This window comes from Desulfitobacterium metallireducens DSM 15288 (assembly GCF_000231405.2).
Classification (GTDB): domain Bacteria; phylum Bacillota; class Desulfitobacteriia; order Desulfitobacteriales; family Desulfitobacteriaceae; genus Desulfitobacterium_A; species Desulfitobacterium_A metallireducens.
On the sequence record NZ_CP007032.1, the window covers coordinates 122,217 to 144,086 of the forward strand.

A 21,870-nucleotide genomic window follows, 5' to 3' on the forward strand; every position below is an offset into this window, starting at 1 on the left:
TTTTGAGATGGTCAATCCAATTCATACCGAAAGAGCGGCGATGGAACTACTCGCTCCAGCCGGAAGTTTCGAAGCGTTTAAAGCGGGAGTGGAGAATGGCGCGGATGCAATTTATCTTGGGGGGAAAAGTTTCAGTGCGCGAGCGAGTGCGGCTAACTTTGATGAAACGGAACTTCGTCGCGCGGTTCAATATGCTCATGAACGGAATGTAAAAGTGTATGTCACGGTCAATATTCTGATTGCTGATCAGGAATTTCCGGAGCTTTTCGATTATCTCTACTCCCTTTATAGTGCTGGAGTAGATGCCGTTCTTCTCCAAGATATCGGAGTAGCTGATTTAATTCAGAGCATTTTACCTGAAATCGAACGGCACGCGAGTACGCAGATCACGGTAAATACATCATGGGGAGCAAAGCATCTTGAAGGATTGGGCTTGAAGCGTGTTGTTTTAGCCCGGGAAACCTCCGCTGAAGAAATGAAAATGATTTCTCAGAAGACGCCACTCGATATTGAAGTATTTGTTCATGGGGCGCTGTGTGTCTGTTATTCAGGACAATGCTTGATGTCGAGTTTTATCGGGGGGCGTAGTGGGAATAGGGGAAGGTGTGCGCAACCGTGCCGCATGACCTATCAGTTAGTGAATGAGGAACGTGTAGATACGCTTAAGGATGCTAACCTAGGAGAACATTTACTCAGTCCGCGCGATATGAATTTAGTGGATGAAATTACGCTTCTTAAAGAGAGTGGAGTCTATTCTTTAAAGGTTGAGGGCCGGATGAAACGTTCAGAATATGTAGCGACCGTTATTCGCGTTTATCGACAAGCCTTAGATTATGTGTTGGCTCAAGAGCCCACGCAGAGCGGGTTAAAACCGATTGGAGAAGAAGAAAGAACAGAACTTTCCCAAATCTTCAACCGAGACTTCACCCAAGCTTATCTTAAAGAACATCCGGGCGCAGATTTGATGAGTTACATGCGTCCTAATAATCGCGGAATCCGTTTAGGGCGAGTTCTGCAGGATCAAGATGATCGGGTCGAACTCAAGCTGGAAGCATCTCTTCATCCAGGGGATGGTATCGATTTTTGGACTAGTCGGGGTCATGAAGGAATTACTGTGGGTACGATCTGGCGTGGTCAGGAAGAAGTGACAGAGGGCCATCCTGGCGAGCATGTTTGGATTGAATTTGTTGGTAATAAGGTCAGAACGGGAGATCGTGTCTTTAAGACCTATGATGAACAACTGATGGACAAGGCTCGCCTAAGTTTTCAAGAGGGTAAGGAACAGCGTAAACGTTCACTTAAGGCTCGATTAAGGGGTTCAGTGGGAGAACATCTTACCTTGGAAATGTGGGAGGGTGAACGTTTGAGTAAAGTTCAATCGACAAATCCTGCACAGCAAGCGCTCAAGCGTCCCTTAACCCAGGAGTATGCTTTCCAGCAGTTAAACCGATTGGGTACGACGCCGTTTTATTTGGAAGAGTTAGTTTTGGATTTGCAAGGAGAAGTCATGCTTCCGGTAAGTGAGCTTAATGAGATGCGCCGTCTGGCGGTTGAGGGACTCTTACAAGAAGAGGATCCGCAGCAACAACTCACACGAGCGGTGTATGATCAGCGCGTACGGGACTGGAAAAGGAAGCTCGCTCAGGAGAAGGAACAATTCTTTGATGGGGAGCCCCCACGGAGAAGTGAAGATTTACGTCATCACCGCAAAAAGCATGATATACAGAATCTACAGAGTGATGCAGCTCATCGACTGACCGTCTCCGTGAGCGATCTGGAATCCGTGCAAGCCGCTTTACAAGCAGGTGCACGTCGAATTGCTATGGGTGGAGAACGTTGGCGTTCACGTAAGGGAATGAATTTGGATGAAATTCGTGCAGGCTACGAGCTTTGTCAAAAGTACGGGGCAAAAGCTCTATGGCGCTTGCCCAGGATTCTCAATGAAGGACAGAGTATCAAGCTACAGGAAACACTGCAAAAAGTTAAAGACTGGGGGAATCATCCCGATTTATTACTCAATAACATTGGAGAATTCGAACTTCTTCAAGAAATTGATCCGGATTGGGGATTCGAGACAGACTTTTCCTTTAATGTATTTAATCAAGCAACCTTGGCTTATTGGTTAAGGCAAGGTGCGCAAACCGTTACGCTGTCACCTGAATTAGAACATCAACAACTCGAGCAGTTCAGAGCTTGGCCGAGAACAGAAATTTTAGTTTTTGGTGATTTGGAAATGATGGTGAGTGAATATTGTCCTGTAGGTGCAACCTTAGGTGGAAAAAAGGGAAAACACTGCAGCGCACCTTGTGTTCATGAACCTCATTACTTAAGGGATCGCCTTAAGTACGATTTCCCTATAGAGACAGACCTAGATTGTCGGATGCATTTATTTAATGCGAAACGCCTTAACTTATATAAAGAACTGGGTGATATCGCCAAAATGGGCATTAGAAACATTCGTCTCCAACTCAATCGAGCCACGCCAGAACAAATTCGGGATACAGTCCGGGTTTTCTTGGAGGGTTGGGAAAATGCTTTACAGGGTGAAAAGACAACAGAGCAAGACGTTGAACATGTTAAAGCCTATTTAGAAGCGCGCTTCTCAGAAGGATTTACGAAGGGACATTATTTTCGAGGGATACTCTAAGAACAAGTCGGATAGAGGGAGAAAAGCATGGTCATCAATGAACGGGTTATTCATAAGTTGGATTTTGATAAAATTCTAGAACGCTTAGCAGGGCATTGCCTATTGCCTCGTGCTCGTGAAATTGCAGAAGCGTTGCGCCCGTACAATAATCAGGATCAGGTTCAAAATGCGCTTGCAGAAACGGGAGAGGGGAAAGCGCTCTTAAGAGTTAATCCCTTGTTTTCCGTGCGCGGGGCGAAAGAAATAAGACCTTTATTAGAACGTTGCCTTCGAGGTGGAACGTTATCGCCAGAAGAACTTTTGCATATTCGGGATACCCTGAAAGCGGCTCGTCAAATTAAACAAAGCCTACTTGAGGGTAAAATGGAGACACCTCATCTTCAGGAGATTGTTCTAGGGATCGATCCCCCGAAAGGAATCGAAGATGAAATCAGCCGCTGTATTAGCGAAGAGGGATCTGTCGCGGATCAAGCCTCCCCGCAACTTGGGGAGTTTAGGCGCTCGATTACGCGTTTGCAACAGCGGATACGGGATACCTTAGAGGGAATTGTTCGCAATTCTGCCTATCAAAAAATTTTACAAGATCCGATTATCACTCAGCGGTCTGATCGTTATGTGGTACCCGTCAAGCAGGAATATCGCCAAGCTTTTTCAGGAATTGTTCATGATCAATCGGCTAGTGGAGCAACGCTCTATATTGAGCCGATGGCGGTGGTCAATCTGGGCAATGAATTAAGGGAAGTCATCTTGAAGGAGCAACGTGAAGTACAGCGGATTCTGCTTCAACTTTCGGCTCAGGTCGAAGGGGAAGCAGAACGGATTGCTGATGCTCATGAAGCGCTAGCTCAGGTCGATTTTATTTTGGCTAAATCACACCTTAGCGAAAGTATGAATTCTGGTGCTCCCGAACTCTCTGATCAACAAGAAATTAAGTTGGTACAAGCTCGCCATCCTCTGCTTAGTGGTTCAGTTGTTCCATTAAATATCGAATTAGGGAAGCGTTTTGACACTATAGTGATTACGGGACCGAATACGGGAGGGAAGACGGTTGCGTTAAGAACAGTCGGGTTACTTTCAGCTATGGCTCAATCCGGATTACACATCCCGGCTGAAGCGAATTCACGACTTGGCATCTTTACCCAGATCTTCGTGGATATTGGGGATGAACAGAGTGTCGAGCAATCCTTGAGTACTTTTAGCGGGCACATGAAAAATATTGTTGATATTGTCTTGGGAGCGGACAGTCATTCCTTGATTCTCCTAGATGAAATTGGAGCGGGAACTGATCCTACGGAAGGGGCAGCTCTCGCGATGTCGATCATTACGGAACTTCATGAACGGGGTTGCCGGATTATTGCTACCACCCACTACGGAGCGCTTAAGAGTTTTGCTTATAATACCCCTAGAGTGGAGAATGCCTCCGTGGAGTTTGATGTGGAGACATTGCGCCCGACCTACCGACTTCTGATCGGGATCCCAGGAAAAAGCAATGCATTCTACATTGCGAGCCGTCTTGGATTAAATGATACTGTTCTTGAAAGGGCGAAATCGTTTGTCACAGAGCGGGAAATGCAAGTGGCCGATTTGATTGATAATCTCGAGGATACTCAACGTGATATTGAACGCGAAAAGCGACGTATTCAAGAAGAACGCAAAACTATCGAAACGGAAAGCAGTCAACTGAAAGCGAAGTCCTTAAAACTAGAAGAGGATTATCAAGAGCTGCTTGCGTTGGCCCAAGATGAAGCAACAGAGGTTCTACGGCAAACGCGGCATGAAGCTGAGCTTTTAATCGAGGATTTGAAGCAGGCCCTAAAAGAAGAGAATAAGGACCAGCATGCTATTGAACACGCACGGCAAAGAATAAAAAAATTATCCAATAAGGTGGGGACCAAGGAAAAGGAAATCAGGACAAGCGCTGGCGGCGGGATAAACCCAGAAGAAATTAAGCTGGGTCAAACGCTCTATTTGACCAAGCTTCGTCAGAAAGGGCATGTCCTTAAACTTCCCACGGATAACGGGGAAGTTCTCGTTCAAGTCGGGGTAATGAAGTTGAATGTTCAGCTGAGTGAGGTTCGTCTTGTTCAAGAAGAAAAGGTCAGCACACCACGACGAGCGGAGACGTTTGGGCAAGGGCGAATTGGAATGAGTAAAGCTCAGAATGTTCGAACTGAAATTGATCTTCGAGGGATGATGGTGAAAGAAGCGACTGAAGAGTTAGATAAATATCTTGATGATGCTGTTTTAACCGGAGCGGGACTTGTTTATATCATCCATGGAAAAGGGACCGGCGCTCTACGGGCGGGGATTCAAGAATTTCTAAAGGGTCATCCTCATGTTCAATCGTTTCGGCTAGGTCAGCATGGAGAAGGAGATTTAGGCGTTACTGTTGTTGAGTTAAAGTAGAATTTAATGCAAGAGAGGCCTGCACTATTAAATTAGTGCAGGCCTTTATGAGTAATTTTATTGATGATTATTTTATCTCTGTTTAGGACTCTGATTATTTGTAACTTCATTTTGTATGGTCAGCCGTGCAACAGGGGAGGTATCTGAATACTTCAAGGTTTTTGGATCCTTAAAGGTAGCCTTGAATACATATTCACCAGGAGCTGTTACCCCATCTATTTGTAAAGGAACAGTAATAATATCGGATTTCCCTGGTTGAGCTTGGGGATTGAAAGTTTGATAGTTCGCTTGACCTGGGAACTTGATATAAAGGACTAAAGCGAGTGATTCGCTACCTGCAGGATAAGAGACGGCCATACTGGCGGTTCCCTTAGTACTATCATACGCGACTGGCCCTAGGGTCGGAATAGGTAGCCTTGGATCTGTAACCGGATCATTACTAATATCCTCTCCGGTTCCAGTGTAAATCTCAGTAGGCGGCTTATAGGGCGCTTCATCACTCGGCCAGGTTAGAGACGGATTGCGGTCGGTGATGTTGAGAAAGACTTTGCTTACCTTGTTACGGGTTTTATCTCCGGCGAGATAGGCTGGATGATCAGCATCGATCTCTTTTGTTACCCAAACATTACTTTCTTGTGTTGGTAAATCACCTTGAGCTGCAATTTCCGTTCGTATAAACTGACTTGGAGTCAAGCTGCTGGGTAAGAGCCCGGATTTCGCATCAATTGCTCCGCTGACAATGCCCGCAGGCTGTTTGAATTGAGTTTGGACGGGTTGATCTTCGAGAGCTTTTGTCATGACCTGCTTCCAGATTTGTGCGGGATAACTCCCTCCGAAGACATTGTGAAGGTAGTGTTTTCCATCAGGATCTTCATCATAGCCCATCCATACGACGCCAACATAATTTGGTGTATATCCTGCAAACCAAGCATCAGGGCTACCTGTTTTGTTACCGTATTTCGCAGGATCAAGCGAAGTTGTCCCAGTTTTACCGGCAACGGCCCAATTTCCAATCTGGGCACGCGTACCTGTACCATCAGTGACAACACTCCGGAGTAGGTCGTTCATCAAATAGGCGGTTGTTTCTTTCATTACACGTTGTTGGGTTATCTGTGGAGTAATAAGGTCTTTGCCGTTTGCATCTTGGATTTTATCGATCGCATGTGAGGTTACGTGTACGCCGTTATTGGCAAACGAACCATAAGCTGAAGCCATATCTAGAGGGGAGACTTCGGGTGTACCCAGGGCTAGGCTGAGAACGCGATCGGTATTTTCTAATGGAAGACCCAGTTTTTTACCAAATTCCCAACCGGTGTCGATTCCGATTAAGTTCAAAAGTTTAACAGCATAAACGTTGACTGAGTTTTCCACAGCGTACCGCATAGTAATACGGCCCTTCCAGCCGGAGCTTTCAGTATCATAATCGACTGGAGACCAGTTCGTGCCGTTACCTGCATTGTAAGTTACAGGCATGTCATCAAGAACAGTTCCAGTATAGAAGCCACCTTTTTCTAGGGCAGGGCCATAGACGACTAACGGTTTAATCGTTGAGCCAGGCTGCCGTGTACCTTGGGTAGCGCGGTTAAAGCCAAGAGCTGTAGTGTATTCACGCCCGCCGACAACAGCGCGTATCGCTCCAGTCGTTGGGTCAAGTACTGTCATCGCCCCTTGGACGGGTGTTTTATCAACGCTCTGCGGGAAATTAGTAGAATTCGCAAAGGCAGCTTCAGCAGCCTCTTGGATTTTTGAGTCAACCGTGGTATATATTTTCAATCCTCCATTGAAGATTTGCTGAGGAGAGAGCTTATAGTCTTCTCCTTGAAGCTCTTGAATAACATAGTCGACGAAATATGGGAATTTGAAGTTCGAACCGGCTACTGTAGTGTTCTGGGCTGAGGCTCGGTGTTCTTTCACTTGTTCAACGTGAGTGAAAGTGGTGTCCTTATATTCGGTGTATTGCTGTGGAGTGATAATTTCTGCGTCCTTCATAACCCCGAGGACAATCGTTCGACGATTTTTAGCGGCCTCTGGATGAACGTAAGGGTCATAGCCGCTAGGCGCCTGGGGTAGACCTGCGAGAAGCGCGATTTCATCAGGAGTGAGGCTTTGAAGGTCGTCTTTACCGAAATAGGTTTTAGAAGCAGCTTGAATTCCAAAAGAGGATTCACCGAAAAAAGTTTGATTGAGGTAAAAGGTTAGAATTTCATCTTTGGTGTATTCATGCTCCAGTTGGAGTGCGAGAGCAGCTTCTTGAATTTTACGCGTTAAAGTTTTGGCCGTAGGGTCTTCAATAAAGGCATTTTTAGCAAGCTGGGTCGTGATTGTGCTTGCGCCCTGTTTGGCAGATCCAGATTTAATATCGATAATGGCTGAGCCGATAATCCGGATCGGGTCAATCCCGAAATGATTGTAAAATCGCTTATCTTCAACTGCGACAAAGGTTTTTTTTACGAGATCCGGGATCTCAGAAGAGTTTACCATCTGACGATTTTCATCCGCATGAAGGACAGCGATCTGCTGGCCATCTTTGTCATAGACAATTGAGGACTCTTTCTGGTTTGTTAAAGCAGCAGGGTCCCATTTTGGAGTTTGGGCAACAGCTGTAATCACAAAGATTAAGAGCACAATCAAAGCTATTGCAAGAATTGAACCACTGGTCAGAAGAAAGACTCGCCATTTTGATATGCGACGCTGCTTTCGTGACGGTCTGGTAGGTTTCCTTGGGGATGCCATCTTGTTACCTCCTATAAATCTAACCCTTTAATTTTCATTTTAAAGTGTATTTTGTCACATCGAAATTATACCATACTTTGTTAGGCCATAAAACTCGCACGTTTTATCAGTAGTTTTTAGGGATGTTTTTGGACAACATGTTGGGGATTCTTGGAAGTGGACACTGGAGGAGTGACTAAGGTTGATATAAACAAGATAAGTAAGTATAATAAATAAAATATGGTATTTTAAGGACAAGGAGGAGCACAAAAGCATGCATATTCTGGATGACTTAAAAAGTAGGGGACTGATTTATCAACATACCGACGAGGAAGCGCTTCGAAAGCGTTTAGATACACCCACGACACTTTATTGCGGTTTCGATCCTACGGCGGATAGCCTACATATTGGACATTTGCTCCCCATTTTAGTATTGCGTCGATTTCAGTTAGCGGGTCACCACCCCATCGCTCTAGTTGGAGGAGCTACAGGTCTGATTGGGGATCCGAGCGGAAAGCTTAATGAGCGAACCCTTAATCCTAAGGAAACAGTAGAAGAGTGGTCTGCTAAAATTAAGGGTCAGTTATCGAGGTTCTTAGACTTTGATAACGCAGACAATTCAGCGATCTTAGCTAATAATTATGATTGGTTAGGTTCACTTAACATCATTGAGTTCCTTCGTGATATCGGAAAGAATTTCTCAGTAGGAACGATGCTTGCCAAGGAATCTGTCGAATCAAGAATGAGTCGTGGACTTTCATTTACTGAATTTAGTTACATGATTCTTCAATCTTATGATTTTATGAAGTTAAATGAACTTTATGACTGTGAATTACAGGTTGGGGGCCGAGACCAATGGGGTAATATTACCTCAGGGACTGACTTGATCCGTCGGGTGTCAGTGGGTGAGGACAAACAGGTCCATGGCTTAACCGTACCTCTCGTAACTAAAAGCGATGGTACGAAATTTGGAAAAACAGAGTCAGGAGCAGTCTGGCTGGATCCGGAAAAGACATCTCCCTATAAATTCTATCAGTTCTGGCTGAATGCCGATGATAAGGATGTAGTACAATATCTAAAGTTCTTTACCTTTTTATCAATTGAGCAAATACAAGCCTTAGAAATAGAAGTCACAACTCAACCCGAGAAAAGAAATGCGCAACGCGTCCTAGCTCGGGAGATGACAGAGCTCGTTCATGGACGGGAAGCCCTAGAACGTGCAGAGAAGATTTCGCAAGCATTGTTCACCGGTGGATTAGAAAACCTCAGTGGTGCAGAAGTTGAGGAAGGGTTTAGTGATGTCCCTTCATCGACAATTAGTGATCAGGAGATTCTGCTTGTAGATCTCTTAATCCAAGTCGGAGCGGTCTCTTCGAAACGACAAGCGCGCGAATCAATTGAAAGTGGAGCGATCTATATTAATGGAGCTCGCCATACGGATACATCTGCCACTATCGCTCAGTTGGATAAGGTGGATGAGAAGTTTTTAGTAATTCGTCGTGGCAAGAAAAATTACTTCTTGGCAAAAATAACAAAATAACAACAATTTAAACTAAATAAATTTTTAGGGGTTGTCCCAGATCTGAAATTACGATTTTCAGTCTGGGACAACCCCTTCTGTATTAGTGGTAATATCGAAAGTCTTGCTATTAATAATTGGTGTAATTAAGACCGACATTATTACGCGCTTTAGTTAAGTACTCTTGGGCAACTTCCCGCGTTTTATTTGCTCCCATTCTTAGAATATCTACAACATCAGCTTCATTTCGGACGTACTCAGCGCGTTTTTCACGATAAGGAGCGAAGTATTCCCAAATGATTCCGAAAAGTTCCTTTTTTATATCACCATAACGTAATCCCGGAGTTTCAAAGCGTTCTTTTAGCGTTTCTCTCCCAGTTTCATCAAGAAACAGAGAATAGATCTCGAAGAGAGGATTATCCTTAATTGGTTTGGGCTCGTCAACGGGTGTAGAATCTGTTTTGATCGACATAACCCTCTGGCGCAAGGCTTTTTCCTCAGAGAAAATCTCGATGGCATTCCCATAGGACTTCGACATTTTTTGACCATCAATTCCAGGAATGGTAGCTATATCGATTTCAATATCTGCCTCAGGGATGACAAAGGTTTCTCCAAAGGTATAATTGAAACGAGTAGCGATATCGCGAGCAATTTCGACATGCTGTTTTTGATCTTTACCAACAGGTACTTTGTTAGAACCATACAGAAGGATATCGGCAGCCATTAGAACGGGATAGGCAAATAAGCCGTGTGTGGCAACAATCCCTTTAGCTGTCTTATCTTTATAAGCATGACTGCGTTCTAATAGTCCCATACTTGTGACGTTAGATAAGAGCCAACTCAGTTCATGAACTTCAGAGAGATCAGATTGCACCCAAAAATAGGATTTCTTTGGATCAAGCCCCAAAGCGAGAAAGTCCATGGCAGCATCGAGCGTCTTTTGTCGGAGAAGACCAGGATCATTCACCGAAGTCAAAGCATGATAGTTAGCGATGAAGCAGAAGAGTTCACTTGATTCTTGGTAATCAATCATACGTTTAATCATTGCAAAGTAGTTACCAAGATGGAGATTGCCTGAAGGTTGAATCCCTGATAAAACACGCAACACAAAACACTCCTTAATATATAGTAGATGAGTAAAGGCAATTAGATGTCTGTTACCTATTTTAACAGCTTTTATCCTTTTCTAAAAAGAAAATATTAAAATTGATGAAAATAAGTTTTTCAATTGAGCTTTCAATCGGGTAAATTAGTTAAAAATCGACATAATAAACTTTATGTTGACACATAGTATTCCCTATGGTATTCTAATTGAGCGCTAAGGGACAGCCGTTCCGAAGCCGGCAGAAATGCTGGTAAGTGCATGGGGGCTTAGAAATGACACTTGACTCAGTAGAGAGAAAATGTTAATCTAAGAATCCACGCAGACGGGCTTCAAATGAAGTTCAGAAGCGAAAAAGGCACTTGACTCGAGAGAGTCAATCTGCTAAAATAAATAACTGTCGCGAGTGATTGCGACGACAAAGATTGGTCTTTGAAAACTAAACAACAAGGAACAGCCAAGTGACTCGTTAAAGAGTTTGAGATGAATTTGAGCAATCAAATTTTCTTCATAAATTTTATGGAGAGTTTGATCCTGGCTCAGGACGAACGCTGGCGGCGTGCCTAACACATGCAAGTCGAACGGAGAACTCAATAAGCTTGCTTAGCGAGTTTTTAGTGGCGGACGGGTGAGTAACGCGTGGGTAACCTACCCATTAAATCGGGACAACCCTTGGAAACGAGGGCTAATACCGGATACGTTTAACTGATGGCATCATCGGTTAAAGAAAGATGGCCTCTGAACATGCTATCGATAATGGATGGACCCGCGTCTGATTAGCTAGTTGGTGGGGTAAAGGCCTACCAAGGCGACGATCAGTAGCCGGCCTGAGAGGGTGAACGGCCACACTGGGACTGAGACACGGCCCAGACTCCTACGGGAGGCAGCAGTGGGGAATCTTCCGCAATGGACGAAAGTCTGACGGAGCAACGCCGCGTGTATGATGAAGGCCTTCGGGTTGTAAAGTACTGTTTTCAGGGACGAACGGTAGATATGCAAATAGTGTATTTACATGACGGTACCTGAGGAGGAAGCCCCGGCTAACTACGTGCCAGCAGCCGCGGTAATACGTAGGGGGCAAGCGTTGTCCGGAATCATTGGGCGTAAAGGGCGCGTAGGCGGATAATTAAGTCTGGTGTGAAAACTTGGGGCTCAACCCCAAGCCTGCATCGGAAACTGGTTATCTTGAGGACAGGAGAGGAAAGTGGAATTCCACGTGTAGCGGTGAAATGCGTAGAGATGTGGAGGAACACCAGTGGCGAAGGCGACTTTCTGGACTGTAACTGACGCTGAGGCGCGAAAGCGTGGGGAGCAAACAGGATTAGATACCCTGGTAGTCCACGCCGTAAACGATGAGTGCTAGGTGTAGAGGGTATCGACCCCTTCTGTGCCGCAGTTAACACAATAAGCACTCCGCCTGGGGAGTACGGCCGCAAGGTTGAAACTCAAAGGAATTGACGGGGGCCCGCACAAGCGGTGGAGCATGTGGTTTAATTCGACGCAACGCGAAGAACCTTACCAAGGCTTGACATCCTACGAATTCTTAGGAAACTAAGGAGTGCCCTTCGGGGAACGTAGAGACAGGTGGTGCATGGTTGTCGTCAGCTCGTGTCGTGAGATGTTGGGTTAAGTCCCGCAACGAGCGCAACCCCTATGTTTAGTTGCTAACGAGTAAGGTCGAGCACTCTAGACAGACTGCCGGTGATAAACCGGAGGAAGGTGGGGATGACGTCAAATCATCATGCCCCTTATGTCTTGGGCTACACACGTGCTACAATGGCCGGTACAGACGGAAGCGAAGCCGCGAGGTGGAGCAAATCCGAGAAAGCCGGTCTCAGTTCGGATTGTTCTCTGCAACTCGAGAACATGAAGTTGGAATCGCTAGTAATCGCAGGTCAGCATACTGCGGTGAATACGTTCCCGGGCCTTGTACACACCGCCCGTCACACCACGAAAGTCTGCAACACCCGAAGCCGGTGAGGTAACCCGAAAGGGAGCTAGCCGTCGAAGGTGGGGCCGATGATTGGGGTGAAGTCGTAACAAGGTAGCCGTATCGGAAGGTGCGGCTGGATCACCTCCTTTCTAAGGAGACATGTTAGCTTAAGATTTTAAGTTAACTAATCCTATGGTCGATCCTCAATCGAGGAAGAAACTCTTTGGAGAAACGGAATCGATTGAAGGGTAGAGTCGAAAGACTCAAAAGCCGAAAAGGCAAAAGCGCAGAGCAATCTGCGAGGCTGTAAAGAAGCGTAAGCTTTCCTTTGTTGTTTAGTTTTGAGAGACCAGAAATGGCTTCTCTAAATTTTTTTGTCCAATCCAGAGAATAAACCCTCAGAATTGGCCCAAAAAAATGGTGTTCTTTGAAAACTGCACAGAGAAAATAGTTTTTCAAAAGTCAAAGGATTCATATAAAAACCTGAAGTGGCGAAAAGATTTAGGTCAAGCTACTAAGGGCGTACGGTGGATGCCTAGGCGCTAAGAGTCGAAGAAGGGCGCGGTTAACAGCGAAATGCCACGGGGAGCAGTAAGCATGCATTGATCCGTGGATACCCGAATGGGGCAACCCCATTGGAGTTATATCCAATGATCTTTAACTGAATAGATAGGTTAAAGAGGACAACCCGGGGAACTGAAACATCTAAGTACCCGGAGGAAGAGAAAGAATAATCGATTCCCTGAGTAGCGGCGAGCGAAACGGGAAGAGCCCAAACCAAGCTCTTCGGAGCTTGGGGTTGTAGGACCCTCTATTAAGCATTAATTCTTAGCTGAAGAAATCTGGAAAGATTCAGCAAAGAAGGTAACACTCCTGTAAGCGAAAAGAAGAAATGCTGTGAGGGTATCCTGAGTACCGCGGGACACGAGAAACCCCGTGGGAAACCGGGAGGACCACCTCCCAAGGCTAAATACTCCTTAGCGACCGATAGTGAACCAGTACCGTGAGGGAAAGGTGAAAAGCACCCCGGGAGGGGAGTGAAAAAGAACCTGAAACCGTACGCTTACAAGCAGTCAAAGCACCCTTGAGGTGTGATGGCGTGCCTTTTGTAGAATGAACCGGCGAGTTACGGTATGTAGCGAGGTTAAAGCGAGAAGCTGGAGCCGAAGCGAAAGCGAGTCTGAAAAGGGCGACAAGTTACATGCTGTAGACCCGAAACCGTGTGATCTACCCATGGTCAGGGTGAAGGTGGGGTAAAACCTACTGGAGGCCCGAACTCACTGTCGTTGAAAAGGCAAGGGATGAACTGTGGGTAGGGGTGAAATGCCAATCGAACACGGAGATAGCTGGTTCTCCCCGAAATAGCTTTAGGGCTAGCCTCAATTGATGATTCTTGGCGGTAAAGCACTGAATAGGCTAGGGGCCTTACCGGGTTACCGAACCTTATCAAACTCTGAATGCCAAGAATTTAGATTGGGAGTCAGACTGTGGGGGATAAGCTTCATAGTCAAAAGGGAAACAGCCCAGACCATCAGCTAAGGTCCCAAAGTATACGCTAAGTGGAAAAGGATGTGGAATTGCACAGACAACCAGGATGTTGGCTCAGAAGCAGCCACCATTTAAAGAGTGCGTAATAGCTCACTGGTCGAGTGGTTCTGCGCCGAAAATGTAACGGGGCTCAAGCGTATCACCGAAGCTATGGCTTTACAGTTTACTGTAAGGGGTAGGGGAGCGTTCCAAGGTCAGCGAAGTTCAACTGGAAGGTTGGGTGGAGAGCTTGGAAGTGAGAATGCCGGTATGAGTATGCGAAAAGGTGAGTGAGAATCTCACCCGCCGAAAATCTAAGGTTTCCTGGGGAAGGCTCGTCCGCCCAGGGTCAGTCGGGACCTAAGCCGAGGCCGAAAGGCGTAGGTGATGGACAACTGGTGGATATTCCAGTACCTCTCTTAAACGTTATTAGCGATGGGGTGACACAGAAGGATAGGTTAAGCGTGCCGTTGGTTGAGCACGCCCAAGCCCGTAGGGTGTGAGGCAGGTAAATCCGTCTTACGCGTTGCCTGAAAGGTAATGGGGAGCGAAAATAAGTAGCGAAGTAACCGACTCCAAGCTGTCAAGAAAAGCCTCTAGTGAGTGAGAGAGAGCCCGTACCGCAAACCGACACAGGTAGATAAGGAGAGAATCCTAAGGCGCGCGAGAAAACCCTCGTTAAGGAACTCGGCAAAATAGCCCCGTAACTTCGGGAGAAGGGGCGCTCTTCGCAAGAAGAGCCGCAGAGAAATGGTCCAGGCGACTGTTTAACAAAAACACAGGTTCCTGCCAATCTGAAAAGAGAAGTATAGGAGCTGACGCCTGCCCGGTGCTGGAAGGTTAAGAGGAGAGGTTAGCCGCAAGGCGAAGCTTTGAATTGAAGCCCCAGTAAACGGCGGCCGTAACTATAACGGTCCTAAGGTAGCGAAATTCCTTGTCAGGTAAGTTCTGACCCGCACGAAAGGCGTAACGATCTGGACACTGTCTCAACGAGGGACTCGGCGAAATTGTAATACCCGTGAAGATGCGGGTTACCTGCGACAGGACAGAAAGACCCCATGGAGCTTTACTGTAGCTTGACATTGGATTTTGGTATAAAATGTACAGGATAGGTGGGAGACTAAGAAGCTAGGGCGCCAGCCTTGGTGGAGTCGCCGGTGGGATACCACTCTTTTTGTACTGAAATTCTAACTTAGACCCCTGAATCGGGGTTGAGGACCGTGTCAGGTGGGCAGTTTGACTGGGGCGGTCGCCTCCTAAAGAGTAACGGAGGCGCCCAAAGGTTCCCTCAGCGCGGATGGAAATCGCGCGAAGAGTGTAAAGGCAAAAGGGAGCTTGACTGCGAGACCAACAAGTCGAGCAGGGACGAAAGTCGGGCTTAGTGATCCGGTGGTACCGAGTGGAAGGGCCATCGCTCAACGGATAAAAGCTACCCTGGGGATAACAGGCTTATCTCCCCCAAGAGTCCATATCGACGGGGAGGTTTGGCACCTCGATGTCGGCTCATCGCATCCTGGGGCTGTAGTAGGTCCCAAGGGTTGGGCTGTTCGCCCATTAAAGCGGTACGTGAGCTGGGTTCAGAACGTCGTGAGACAGTTCGGTCCCTATCCGTCGCAGGCGCAGGAAATTTGAGGGGAGCTGACCCTAGTACGAGAGGACCGGGTTGGACGGATCACTGGTGTACCAGTTGTCTCGCCAGAGGCATAGCTGGGTAGCTATATCCGGATCGGATAAGCGCTGAAAGCATCTAAGCGCGAAACCGACCTCAAGATGAGATTTCCCACAGCACAAGCTGGTAAGACCCCTGAAAGATGATCAGGTAGATAGGCCCAATGTGGAAGCGCGGTGACGTGTGGAGCTGACGGGTACTAATCGGTCGAGGGCTTGACCTAATGAGCCATGAAGGTTGAAACTGATGACTTGAAGAAAACGAAAAGATCTGTGTAGTTTTGAAGGAACAGAAAGCTCTGAAAAGAGCCCTGAAAAACTTCAAACGATCTGGTGATTATGCCGGAGGGGTTCCACCCGTTCCCATCTCGAACACGGAAGTTAAGACCTCCAGGGCCGATGATACTTGGACCGCAGGGTCCTGGGAAAGTAGGTCGTCGCCAGGTAAACAGAGTGAAGAGACTGTCGTAAGATGGTCTCTTTGCTTTTTACTTCGTAAAAACTAACTAACAGGATACTATGTTTTAATCCATTAAGAAGGAGTTGCCAGAGGCAGCTCTTTTTTTCTTATTTAGAGCTAAAAGTCACACTCATTTATTTATTTTAGTAAATTTATTATATAATGCCTAACTGAATTGACATTTTCTCATTATGAAACTCCTTTTTCCTTTATGACAAGAAAATTGAGAACTGATTAATTTTGTAACCATAAAAAGCCCTTGTATTACAAGGGCTTTTTAATTCCTATCTAACTGGCATGTATTTTGCAATGAATATTTAGCGGTAAGATAATTGTCCCAAGAAGTGAAGGAAAGTAAGAGATATAAAGGAGTTGAGCGGTAAGACAAATATTTAAGGGGTTAGGGTTTTATGTCATCAGATTTAAGATCAGTGACAATAAGACTTTCTCCGACAACGTATGAAAAGATCAGCATGCTTACTAAAAGCTGAGGCGAAACCATTTCTTAAACCATCAGGTATTTGATCAAACGTGGCTTGGAAAAGCGAATTTTGAATGGAAATGGAAATACTAAAACATTTGAATACAGAGGAGGAACATCATTCCAATGAAGAAAAAGATAACACAAATACTTATCGTAATGATGACCATTACACTGCTGCTGACAGGCTGCGGGCAAACTACCTCAACGAATACATCAACTGCAACATCTGGAAACAGTGATTTTGATGCAATCATTAAGGAAGCAAAAGGGACAACGGTTAATTTTTACGGTTGGGGAGGAGACGATCTTCGCAACAAATGGCTGGATACGGTTGTAGCTCCTGCGCTGAAAAAGAAATATGATATTACCCTGAACAGAGTACCGATGGATATTGACCAAATCTTAAGCAAACTGTCCGGTGAAAAGCAGGCCGGGACAACAAAAGGTTCTATCGATATGATTTGGATTAACGGAGAGAATTTCTACTCAGCTAAAGAAAACGGTTTTCTTTATGGAGCGTTTACACAAAAGCTTCCCAACTTCCAAAAGTATATTGATGCAAATGCCAAGGAAAACAATTACGATTTCGGCTATCCGATTGATGGCTATGAAGCCCCCTACGGAAAAGCTCAGATGGTAATAATCAATGACAGCGCGGTGGCTCAGGAGACCCCGAAGAATACAGCTGAGCTGCTTGAGTTTGCGAAAAAGTATAAAGGCAAAGTGACCTATCCGGCACTCCCTGATTTTACCGGCAGCGCATTTGTCCGGAATGTCATCTGCGATATCGTAGGTTATGAGCAGTTTGCCACGATGCCAGCGGATAAAGAAACCGTTAAACAGTCGATTATGCCAGCGATTAAATACCTTAAGGAATTAAACCCCTATCTCTGGAAGGAAGGAAAAACATTCCCGGCAACTTTCGCTCAGGTCGACAACATGTTTGGCGATGGCGAACTGGTCTTAGATATGAGTTATGAACCTTATTCGGTGACGACGAAAATTGCGAATGGAAAATACCCTGCAACAGCAAAAACGTTCCTGTTTGACAAAGGGACCATTGGAAACACCAATTATATAGCGATCGCTCAGAATTCCCCCAATAAATCCGGAGCAATGGTGGCTGTCAATGAAATTCTTTCTGCAGAAATGCAGGCCTCTCAGTTCAGTGAATTAAAAGCTTTGCCGGTTGTAGATAATACGAAATTATCAGATTCAGAAAAGAAGCTTTTTGACAGTGTGGATACCGGAAAGGGAACCATCGCCCAAAAAGATCTCTTAGCCAAGAGAATCCCTGAAATGCCGGCTAAGCTCGTACCGATCATCGAGCAGATTTGGCAGGAAGAGGTCGTCGGAAAATAAAATGAGGGTAATGCTGTGAAGAAATTCAAATCAGCACCCTATTGGCTGGTTATGCCGGTAGCTTTGCTCAGCCTGCTGTTTGCAGCGGGGATTGTCAATGGGCTTGTGCAAAGCTTCGGCATCATTCCATCCTTGGGTCTAAATACACCGACATTTCAATATTATATTGAAATCTTCAAACGTCAGGATTTGCTGGCCTCGATGGGGATCAGTCTGGCTATCGCTGTTGTTTCATCGGTATTAGCAGCAGTGCTTGGAGTATTTATAAGTGCAGTGCTTGTTGCTGCAGGAATGGCCAAAGGGAAAATGCTGTCTCTGCTTAAAATACCGATCCTGATTCCTCATACGGTTGTAGCGTTGTTTGTCATCGCTCTATTTTCACAAAATGGATTATTAGCCAGAGGAGCCTATGCCTTAGGATGGATTCGCACTCAGGATGCTTTTCCCTCCCTGCTGTATATGAGCAATGGGATAGGTGTTGTCTTAGCGTATGTCTGGAAAGAGGTCCCCTTTATTGCAATCTTTGTACTGACTATTATGGCAAATATCAGCTCTACGCTGGGAGAAGCAGCAGGAAACCTTGGAGCTTCTCCCTGGAAAACGTTTATTCACGTGACACTGCCTTTGAGTATGCCGACGATTAAGAACTCATTTTTAATTGTTTTTGCCTATTCCTTAGGAGCGTATGAGCTGCCCTTCCTGTTAGGCGCAACAACTCCTAAAGCCTTGCCAGTTCAGGCTTTTATAGAATATACACATCCGGATTTACGGCACAGACCCTATGCGATGGCCTTAAACTCGGTTTTGTTTTTTATTTCCTTGGGGCTAACGCTGATATATTATCGGCTATTCCAGCGGGAAGGGAAACGAAGGGGTGATGCCCATGAGTAGAAAAGAGAAGCTTTTATGGAGAGCGCTTATTGGTTTCTTTGCGTTTTCTATCTTTATTCCGTTTACAGTCATTGCAGTTTGGAGTTTTAGCGGACGCTGGGCGTGGCCTCGGCTTTTGCCTGAGAGTTTTTCCCTGCGGGGTGTTCAGGAATTGTTCGGAGGATATTCTGGAGCTTTGCAGGTGTTAGGTTCCAGTATACTGATTTCTATGGTAGTCGCTTTTTTAGCTGTTATTATCGGGATGATGACGGCAAGAGCATTGGTTTTTTATGATTTTCGCGGTAAAGAGCTAATCCGCTTTGGGGCTATATTACCCATTATTATTCCCGGTACGGTTTTCGCGATGGGGATTCATGTTATTCTGATCCGGTTGGGATTGGCGGACAATGTATTTGGGGTCATCCTGGTTCATTTAATCTGCGCCCTTCCTTATTCGATCAAAATTATGACAGATAATACAGCTGCATTCGGAAGGAGACTGGAGGAACAGGCGCTTGTTCTTGGGGCCTCACCTGGCATAGTTATGACCCATATCACAATTCCCTCCTTGCTTCCGGGGATAATCTCTTCGGCCAGTTTGGCCTACATCCTGTCTTTCAGTCAGTATTTTATTACGCTGATCATTGGCGGAGGAAAAGTGAAAACATTTTCAATGATGATGGTGCCTTATCTGCAAAGCGGTGACCGGACGATTGCTTCAGCGTACAGCCTGGTTTTTATAGGATCGGCATTATTGATTTTTGTTATTTTTGAGAAAGCAGCTAAAAAGTTTTGCAAAAACGAGAGTGAGTACTTTTTTGCCTAAAGCAATATGGAGGGTAATCCTTTGAAACTAGAATGCAAAAAGCTTTGCGTATCCTTTAATCAAATAGAAATACTGCGCTCTGTTCATTTTTCAGTGGAAGACGGGGAGCTGGTTTCTTTATTGGGTCCTTCCGGCTGCGGAAAAAGCACACTGCTGAAAACGATCGCCGGTTTGATTTTGCCAGATAAAGGTGATATTTCCATAGACGGCAAAAGCATCAATCAGCTGCCGCCATATCAGCGGAGAACAGTTATTGTTTTTCAGGATTTGCGCTTGTTTCCCAACATGAACGTTGAGGAAAATATCGCTTTCCCTTTGAAAATACACGGCGTTAACACGGAAACCCGGCTGAAAGAAGCCCGCAGATTACTAGAAAAAGTACAATTAGGCGATTTAGGAAAGCGAAAAATCACCCAAATGTCAGGGGGGCAGTTACAGCGTGTCGCATTGGCCAGAGCTCTAGCTTCAAATCCTAAAGTATTGTTGCTCGATGAGCCTTTTTCCAGTCTTGATGAAACCCTGCGGCAGGACATGCGCAATTTAATCGTACAATTGCACAGGGAGCTGGGCATTGCCACGGTGTTGGTTACCCATAACCCCAAGGAAGCCTTGATGATTTCAGACCGGATTTCTGTGATGTTTGATGGGGGAATTGTTCAGGATGATACAACCCGGGTGCTTTATCAGGCGCCGGTCAATCAGGCGGTTGCCGATTACTTTGGCGAGGCAAGCTACATTGAAGGCAGGGTTGTAAACGGGGTTTTTGAGAGCCGTGCAATATGCTTTCCAGTATCGCGGCCGAACGGAGAATATAAGGCGATGTTCCGGCCTTCGGCAATTCGGTTAATTTCGGAACCGGGTGATTACGAGATCACGGAAATTGAATTTCTCGGAGAACATTGCAATATTACTCTTCAATACATGGGGGTCAGACTATTGCTGTCTGTATCGACGAATGAGGAGTTGCAGATTGGCAGAAAGGTTTCTGTTGAGTTTGACACAGCTAGAGTCGTTTTATTTAAAAATGGATCTTAAAATACTAAATTTTTCAGGAGCTGATTATGAAAAAGATTATTTTTGATTGTGACAATACGATGGGGGTTGCAGGTTGTGATGTTGATGACGGTCTGGCTCTGATTTATCTTCTCGGTAAAAGTTCTGCTGAAGTATTGGGCATTACAACAACCTATGGAAATAGCGACGTTGAGACTGTTTATGCCAATACCGTCAGGATGTTGAGTGATCTTGGCCGTAGTGATATCCCTGTGCTTAAAGGCTGTGCATCGAAAGAACAATTGGAAAGTGAAGCTGCGGAATATATCCTGAAAACAGTCAGAGCAAATAAAGGAAATATCTCGTTATTAGCCACGGGGTCTTTGACTAATCTGTATGCAGCCTATCTTTTGGATCATACGATTTTAGAACAAATCACTGAGGTTGTCTTGATGGGTGGAATTCAGCAAGAGTTAATTATAAATGGAATCCTTTTGAATGAATTGAATTTCTCCTGTGACCCTGCGGCAACGGCCTGTGTTCTGAAGAATGCGAGGAATTTGTCCATCATCACTGGGAATCACTGTCTGGATGCTTTTTTTGCAAAGCAGGAGTTTAACGAAAGGCTTTCCTCTTGTGATCAACCGATAGGAAAATATATTGTCCAGACATGCTCTTACTGATTCGAAAACACGATGAGAAGGTTTAATTCAAATGGCTTTCATAACTGGGATGTCGTTGCTGCCGCTTATTTGATGAATCCGGGATTGTTTATCGATCGTTATGAAAGTATTCTTCACGACCTGACTAACCTCAAAAGCGGTTTTCTAGCAAAGAGCGAACGGGAGGATAATACCACAAGCGGGGTAAATATTCCTGTTATCTATAATTTAAGGGAATTTACAGAAGAGGTTTATACTGCTTGGTTGGGAGTAGAATTGAAAAGATAAAAACTATGAGCGACTCAGATTTTCTGAGCCGCTCATAGTTTTAGGTTATTAACTACCATAATTATCTTCAATGTTTAGTTGACATTGCTTTAGGATAACTAGGACACTATTTATTCTCCGGAGTTTCCGTTGTTTCATCCTTAGTAGGAAGGGGGGCTTTACAAAACGGGCATGATTTCAGTCTGGTAGTGCCCACGACGGGGACTTTCTTTTTGCAATTTGGGCATTCTATTGGCTTGCTAACTGATGCAGGTCTAAAACACATAATAATACCTCCTTAATTACTTATAATCTTTAGATTCTGGTTAATGAATCTGACAGATATAAATAATTGCAAGAAGCGTGCCATTAGCTAAATGTCCAAGAAATCAGCTTAATTCAAGGGTTTCAACAAAACCAGCAATCCTTTAA

11 protein-coding genes and 3 rRNA genes are annotated in these 21,870 nt (G+C 45.3%); 12 read left to right on the top strand and 2 right to left on the bottom strand.

What is annotated here, in order from left to right; all coding sequences use genetic code 11:
• Positions 1-7 precede the first annotated feature (7 nt).
• Together DESME_RS00625 and DESME_RS00630 are read left to right on the top strand one after the other, a co-directional pair.
• Positions 8-2,647 carry a U32 family peptidase gene (locus tag DESME_RS00625; protein ID WP_006718944.1) on the top strand — a complete coding sequence of 880 codons (2,640 nt, stop codon included), beginning with the start codon at positions 8-10 and terminating at the stop codon, positions 2,645-2,647.
• 27 nt (positions 2,648-2,674) lie between these two features.
• Positions 2,675-5,053, top strand: coding sequence for an endonuclease MutS2 (locus tag DESME_RS00630; protein ID WP_006718947.1), 2,379 nt, complete (start codon positions 2,675-2,677; stop codon positions 5,051-5,053).
• Between the two features lie 72 nt (positions 5,054-5,125).
• Here DESME_RS00630 and DESME_RS00635 read toward each other — a convergent pair whose 3' ends face one another.
• Entirely contained in the window at positions 5,126-7,786 is a 2,661-nt protein-coding gene (locus DESME_RS00635) for a transglycosylase domain-containing protein (protein WP_006718949.1), read from the bottom strand.
• A 253-nt stretch (positions 7,787-8,039) separates the two neighbouring features.
• Between DESME_RS00635 and tyrS the strand changes: the two genes are divergently transcribed.
• Positions 8,040-9,305, top strand: coding sequence for a tyrosine--tRNA ligase (tyrS, locus tag DESME_RS00640; protein ID WP_006718950.1), 1,266 nt, complete (start codon positions 8,040-8,042; stop codon positions 9,303-9,305).
• A 109-nt stretch (positions 9,306-9,414) separates the two neighbouring features.
• Here the strand turns inward: tyrS and trpS are convergent, their stop codons facing one another.
• Positions 9,415-10,392 (bottom strand): tryptophan--tRNA ligase, encoded by a 978-nt coding sequence (trpS, locus tag DESME_RS00645; RefSeq protein WP_006718952.1) that lies wholly within the window; start codon positions 10,390-10,392, stop codon positions 9,415-9,417.
• A 510-nt stretch (positions 10,393-10,902) separates the two neighbouring features.
• On the opposite strand from trpS, the gene DESME_RS00650 reads away from it, so the two are divergent.
• From DESME_RS00650 to DESME_RS15805, 9 genes are all read left to right on the top strand, one after another.
• Positions 10,903-12,468: ribosomal RNA gene (locus DESME_RS00650) — 16S ribosomal RNA — on the top strand.
• Between the two features lie 355 nt (positions 12,469-12,823).
• Positions 12,824-15,738, top strand: a 23S ribosomal RNA gene (locus DESME_RS00655).
• A 105-nt stretch (positions 15,739-15,843) separates the two neighbouring features.
• A 5S ribosomal RNA gene (gene rrf, locus DESME_RS00660) occupies positions 15,844-15,960 on the top strand.
• The 16S, 23S and 5S rRNA genes sit together here, the layout of an rRNA operon.
• A gap of 621 nt (positions 15,961-16,581) precedes the next feature.
• Positions 16,582-17,820, top strand: coding sequence for an ABC transporter substrate-binding protein (locus DESME_RS00665; RefSeq protein WP_006718676.1), 1,239 nt, complete (start codon positions 16,582-16,584; stop codon positions 17,818-17,820).
• A gap of 15 nt (positions 17,821-17,835) precedes the next feature.
• The gene (locus DESME_RS00670; protein WP_006718678.1) at positions 17,836-18,711 is read left to right on the top strand and encodes an ABC transporter permease; all 876 of its coding nucleotides are present in this window, start codon (positions 17,836-17,838) and stop codon (positions 18,709-18,711) included.
• Complete coding sequence (locus DESME_RS00675) at positions 18,704-19,516, top strand: ABC transporter permease (RefSeq protein ID WP_006718680.1); 813 nt, start codon at positions 18,704-18,706, stop codon at positions 19,514-19,516. The genes DESME_RS00670 and DESME_RS00675 overlap by 8 nt, the downstream gene beginning before the upstream one ends.
• A 21-nt stretch (positions 19,517-19,537) precedes the next feature.
• Positions 19,538-20,551: an ABC transporter ATP-binding protein gene (locus DESME_RS00680; RefSeq protein WP_006718682.1), complete on the top strand. Its 1,014-nt coding sequence runs from the start codon at positions 19,538-19,540 to the stop codon at positions 20,549-20,551.
• Between the two features lie 26 nt (positions 20,552-20,577).
• Positions 20,578-21,192, top strand: coding sequence for a nucleoside hydrolase (locus tag DESME_RS00685; protein ID WP_006718683.1), 615 nt, complete (start codon positions 20,578-20,580; stop codon positions 21,190-21,192).
• A 12-nt stretch (positions 21,193-21,204) separates the two neighbouring features.
• A complete protein-coding gene (locus tag DESME_RS15805) occupies positions 21,205-21,459 on the top strand; it encodes a hypothetical protein (protein ID WP_156922743.1) in 255 nt (84 codons plus the stop codon).
• Positions 21,460-21,870: the final 411 nt, after the last annotated feature.

Bases quoted from the DNA above. Each gene is read 5' to 3' on its own strand.
- DESME_RS00635 (WP_006718949.1), bottom strand. From the start codon at position 7,786: ATGGCATCCCCAAGGAAACCTACCAGACCGTCACGAAAGCAGCGTCGC.
- DESME_RS00665 (WP_006718676.1), top strand. From the start codon at position 16,582: ATGAAGAAAAAGATAACACAAATACTTATCGTAATGATGACCATTACA.
- DESME_RS00625 (WP_006718944.1), top strand. From the start codon at position 8: ATGGTCAATCCAATTCATACCGAAAGAGCGGCGATGGAACTACTCGCT.
- DESME_RS15805 (WP_156922743.1), top strand. From the start codon at position 21,205: ATGAGAAGGTTTAATTCAAATGGCTTTCATAACTGGGATGTCGTTGCT.
- tyrS (WP_006718950.1), top strand. From the start codon at position 8,040: ATGCATATTCTGGATGACTTAAAAAGTAGGGGACTGATTTATCAACAT.
- DESME_RS00675 (WP_006718680.1), top strand. From the start codon at position 18,704: ATGAGTAGAAAAGAGAAGCTTTTATGGAGAGCGCTTATTGGTTTCTTT.
- DESME_RS00685 (WP_006718683.1), top strand. From the start codon at position 20,578: ATGAAAAAGATTATTTTTGATTGTGACAATACGATGGGGGTTGCAGGT.
- DESME_RS00630 (WP_006718947.1), top strand. From the start codon at position 2,675: ATGGTCATCAATGAACGGGTTATTCATAAGTTGGATTTTGATAAAATT.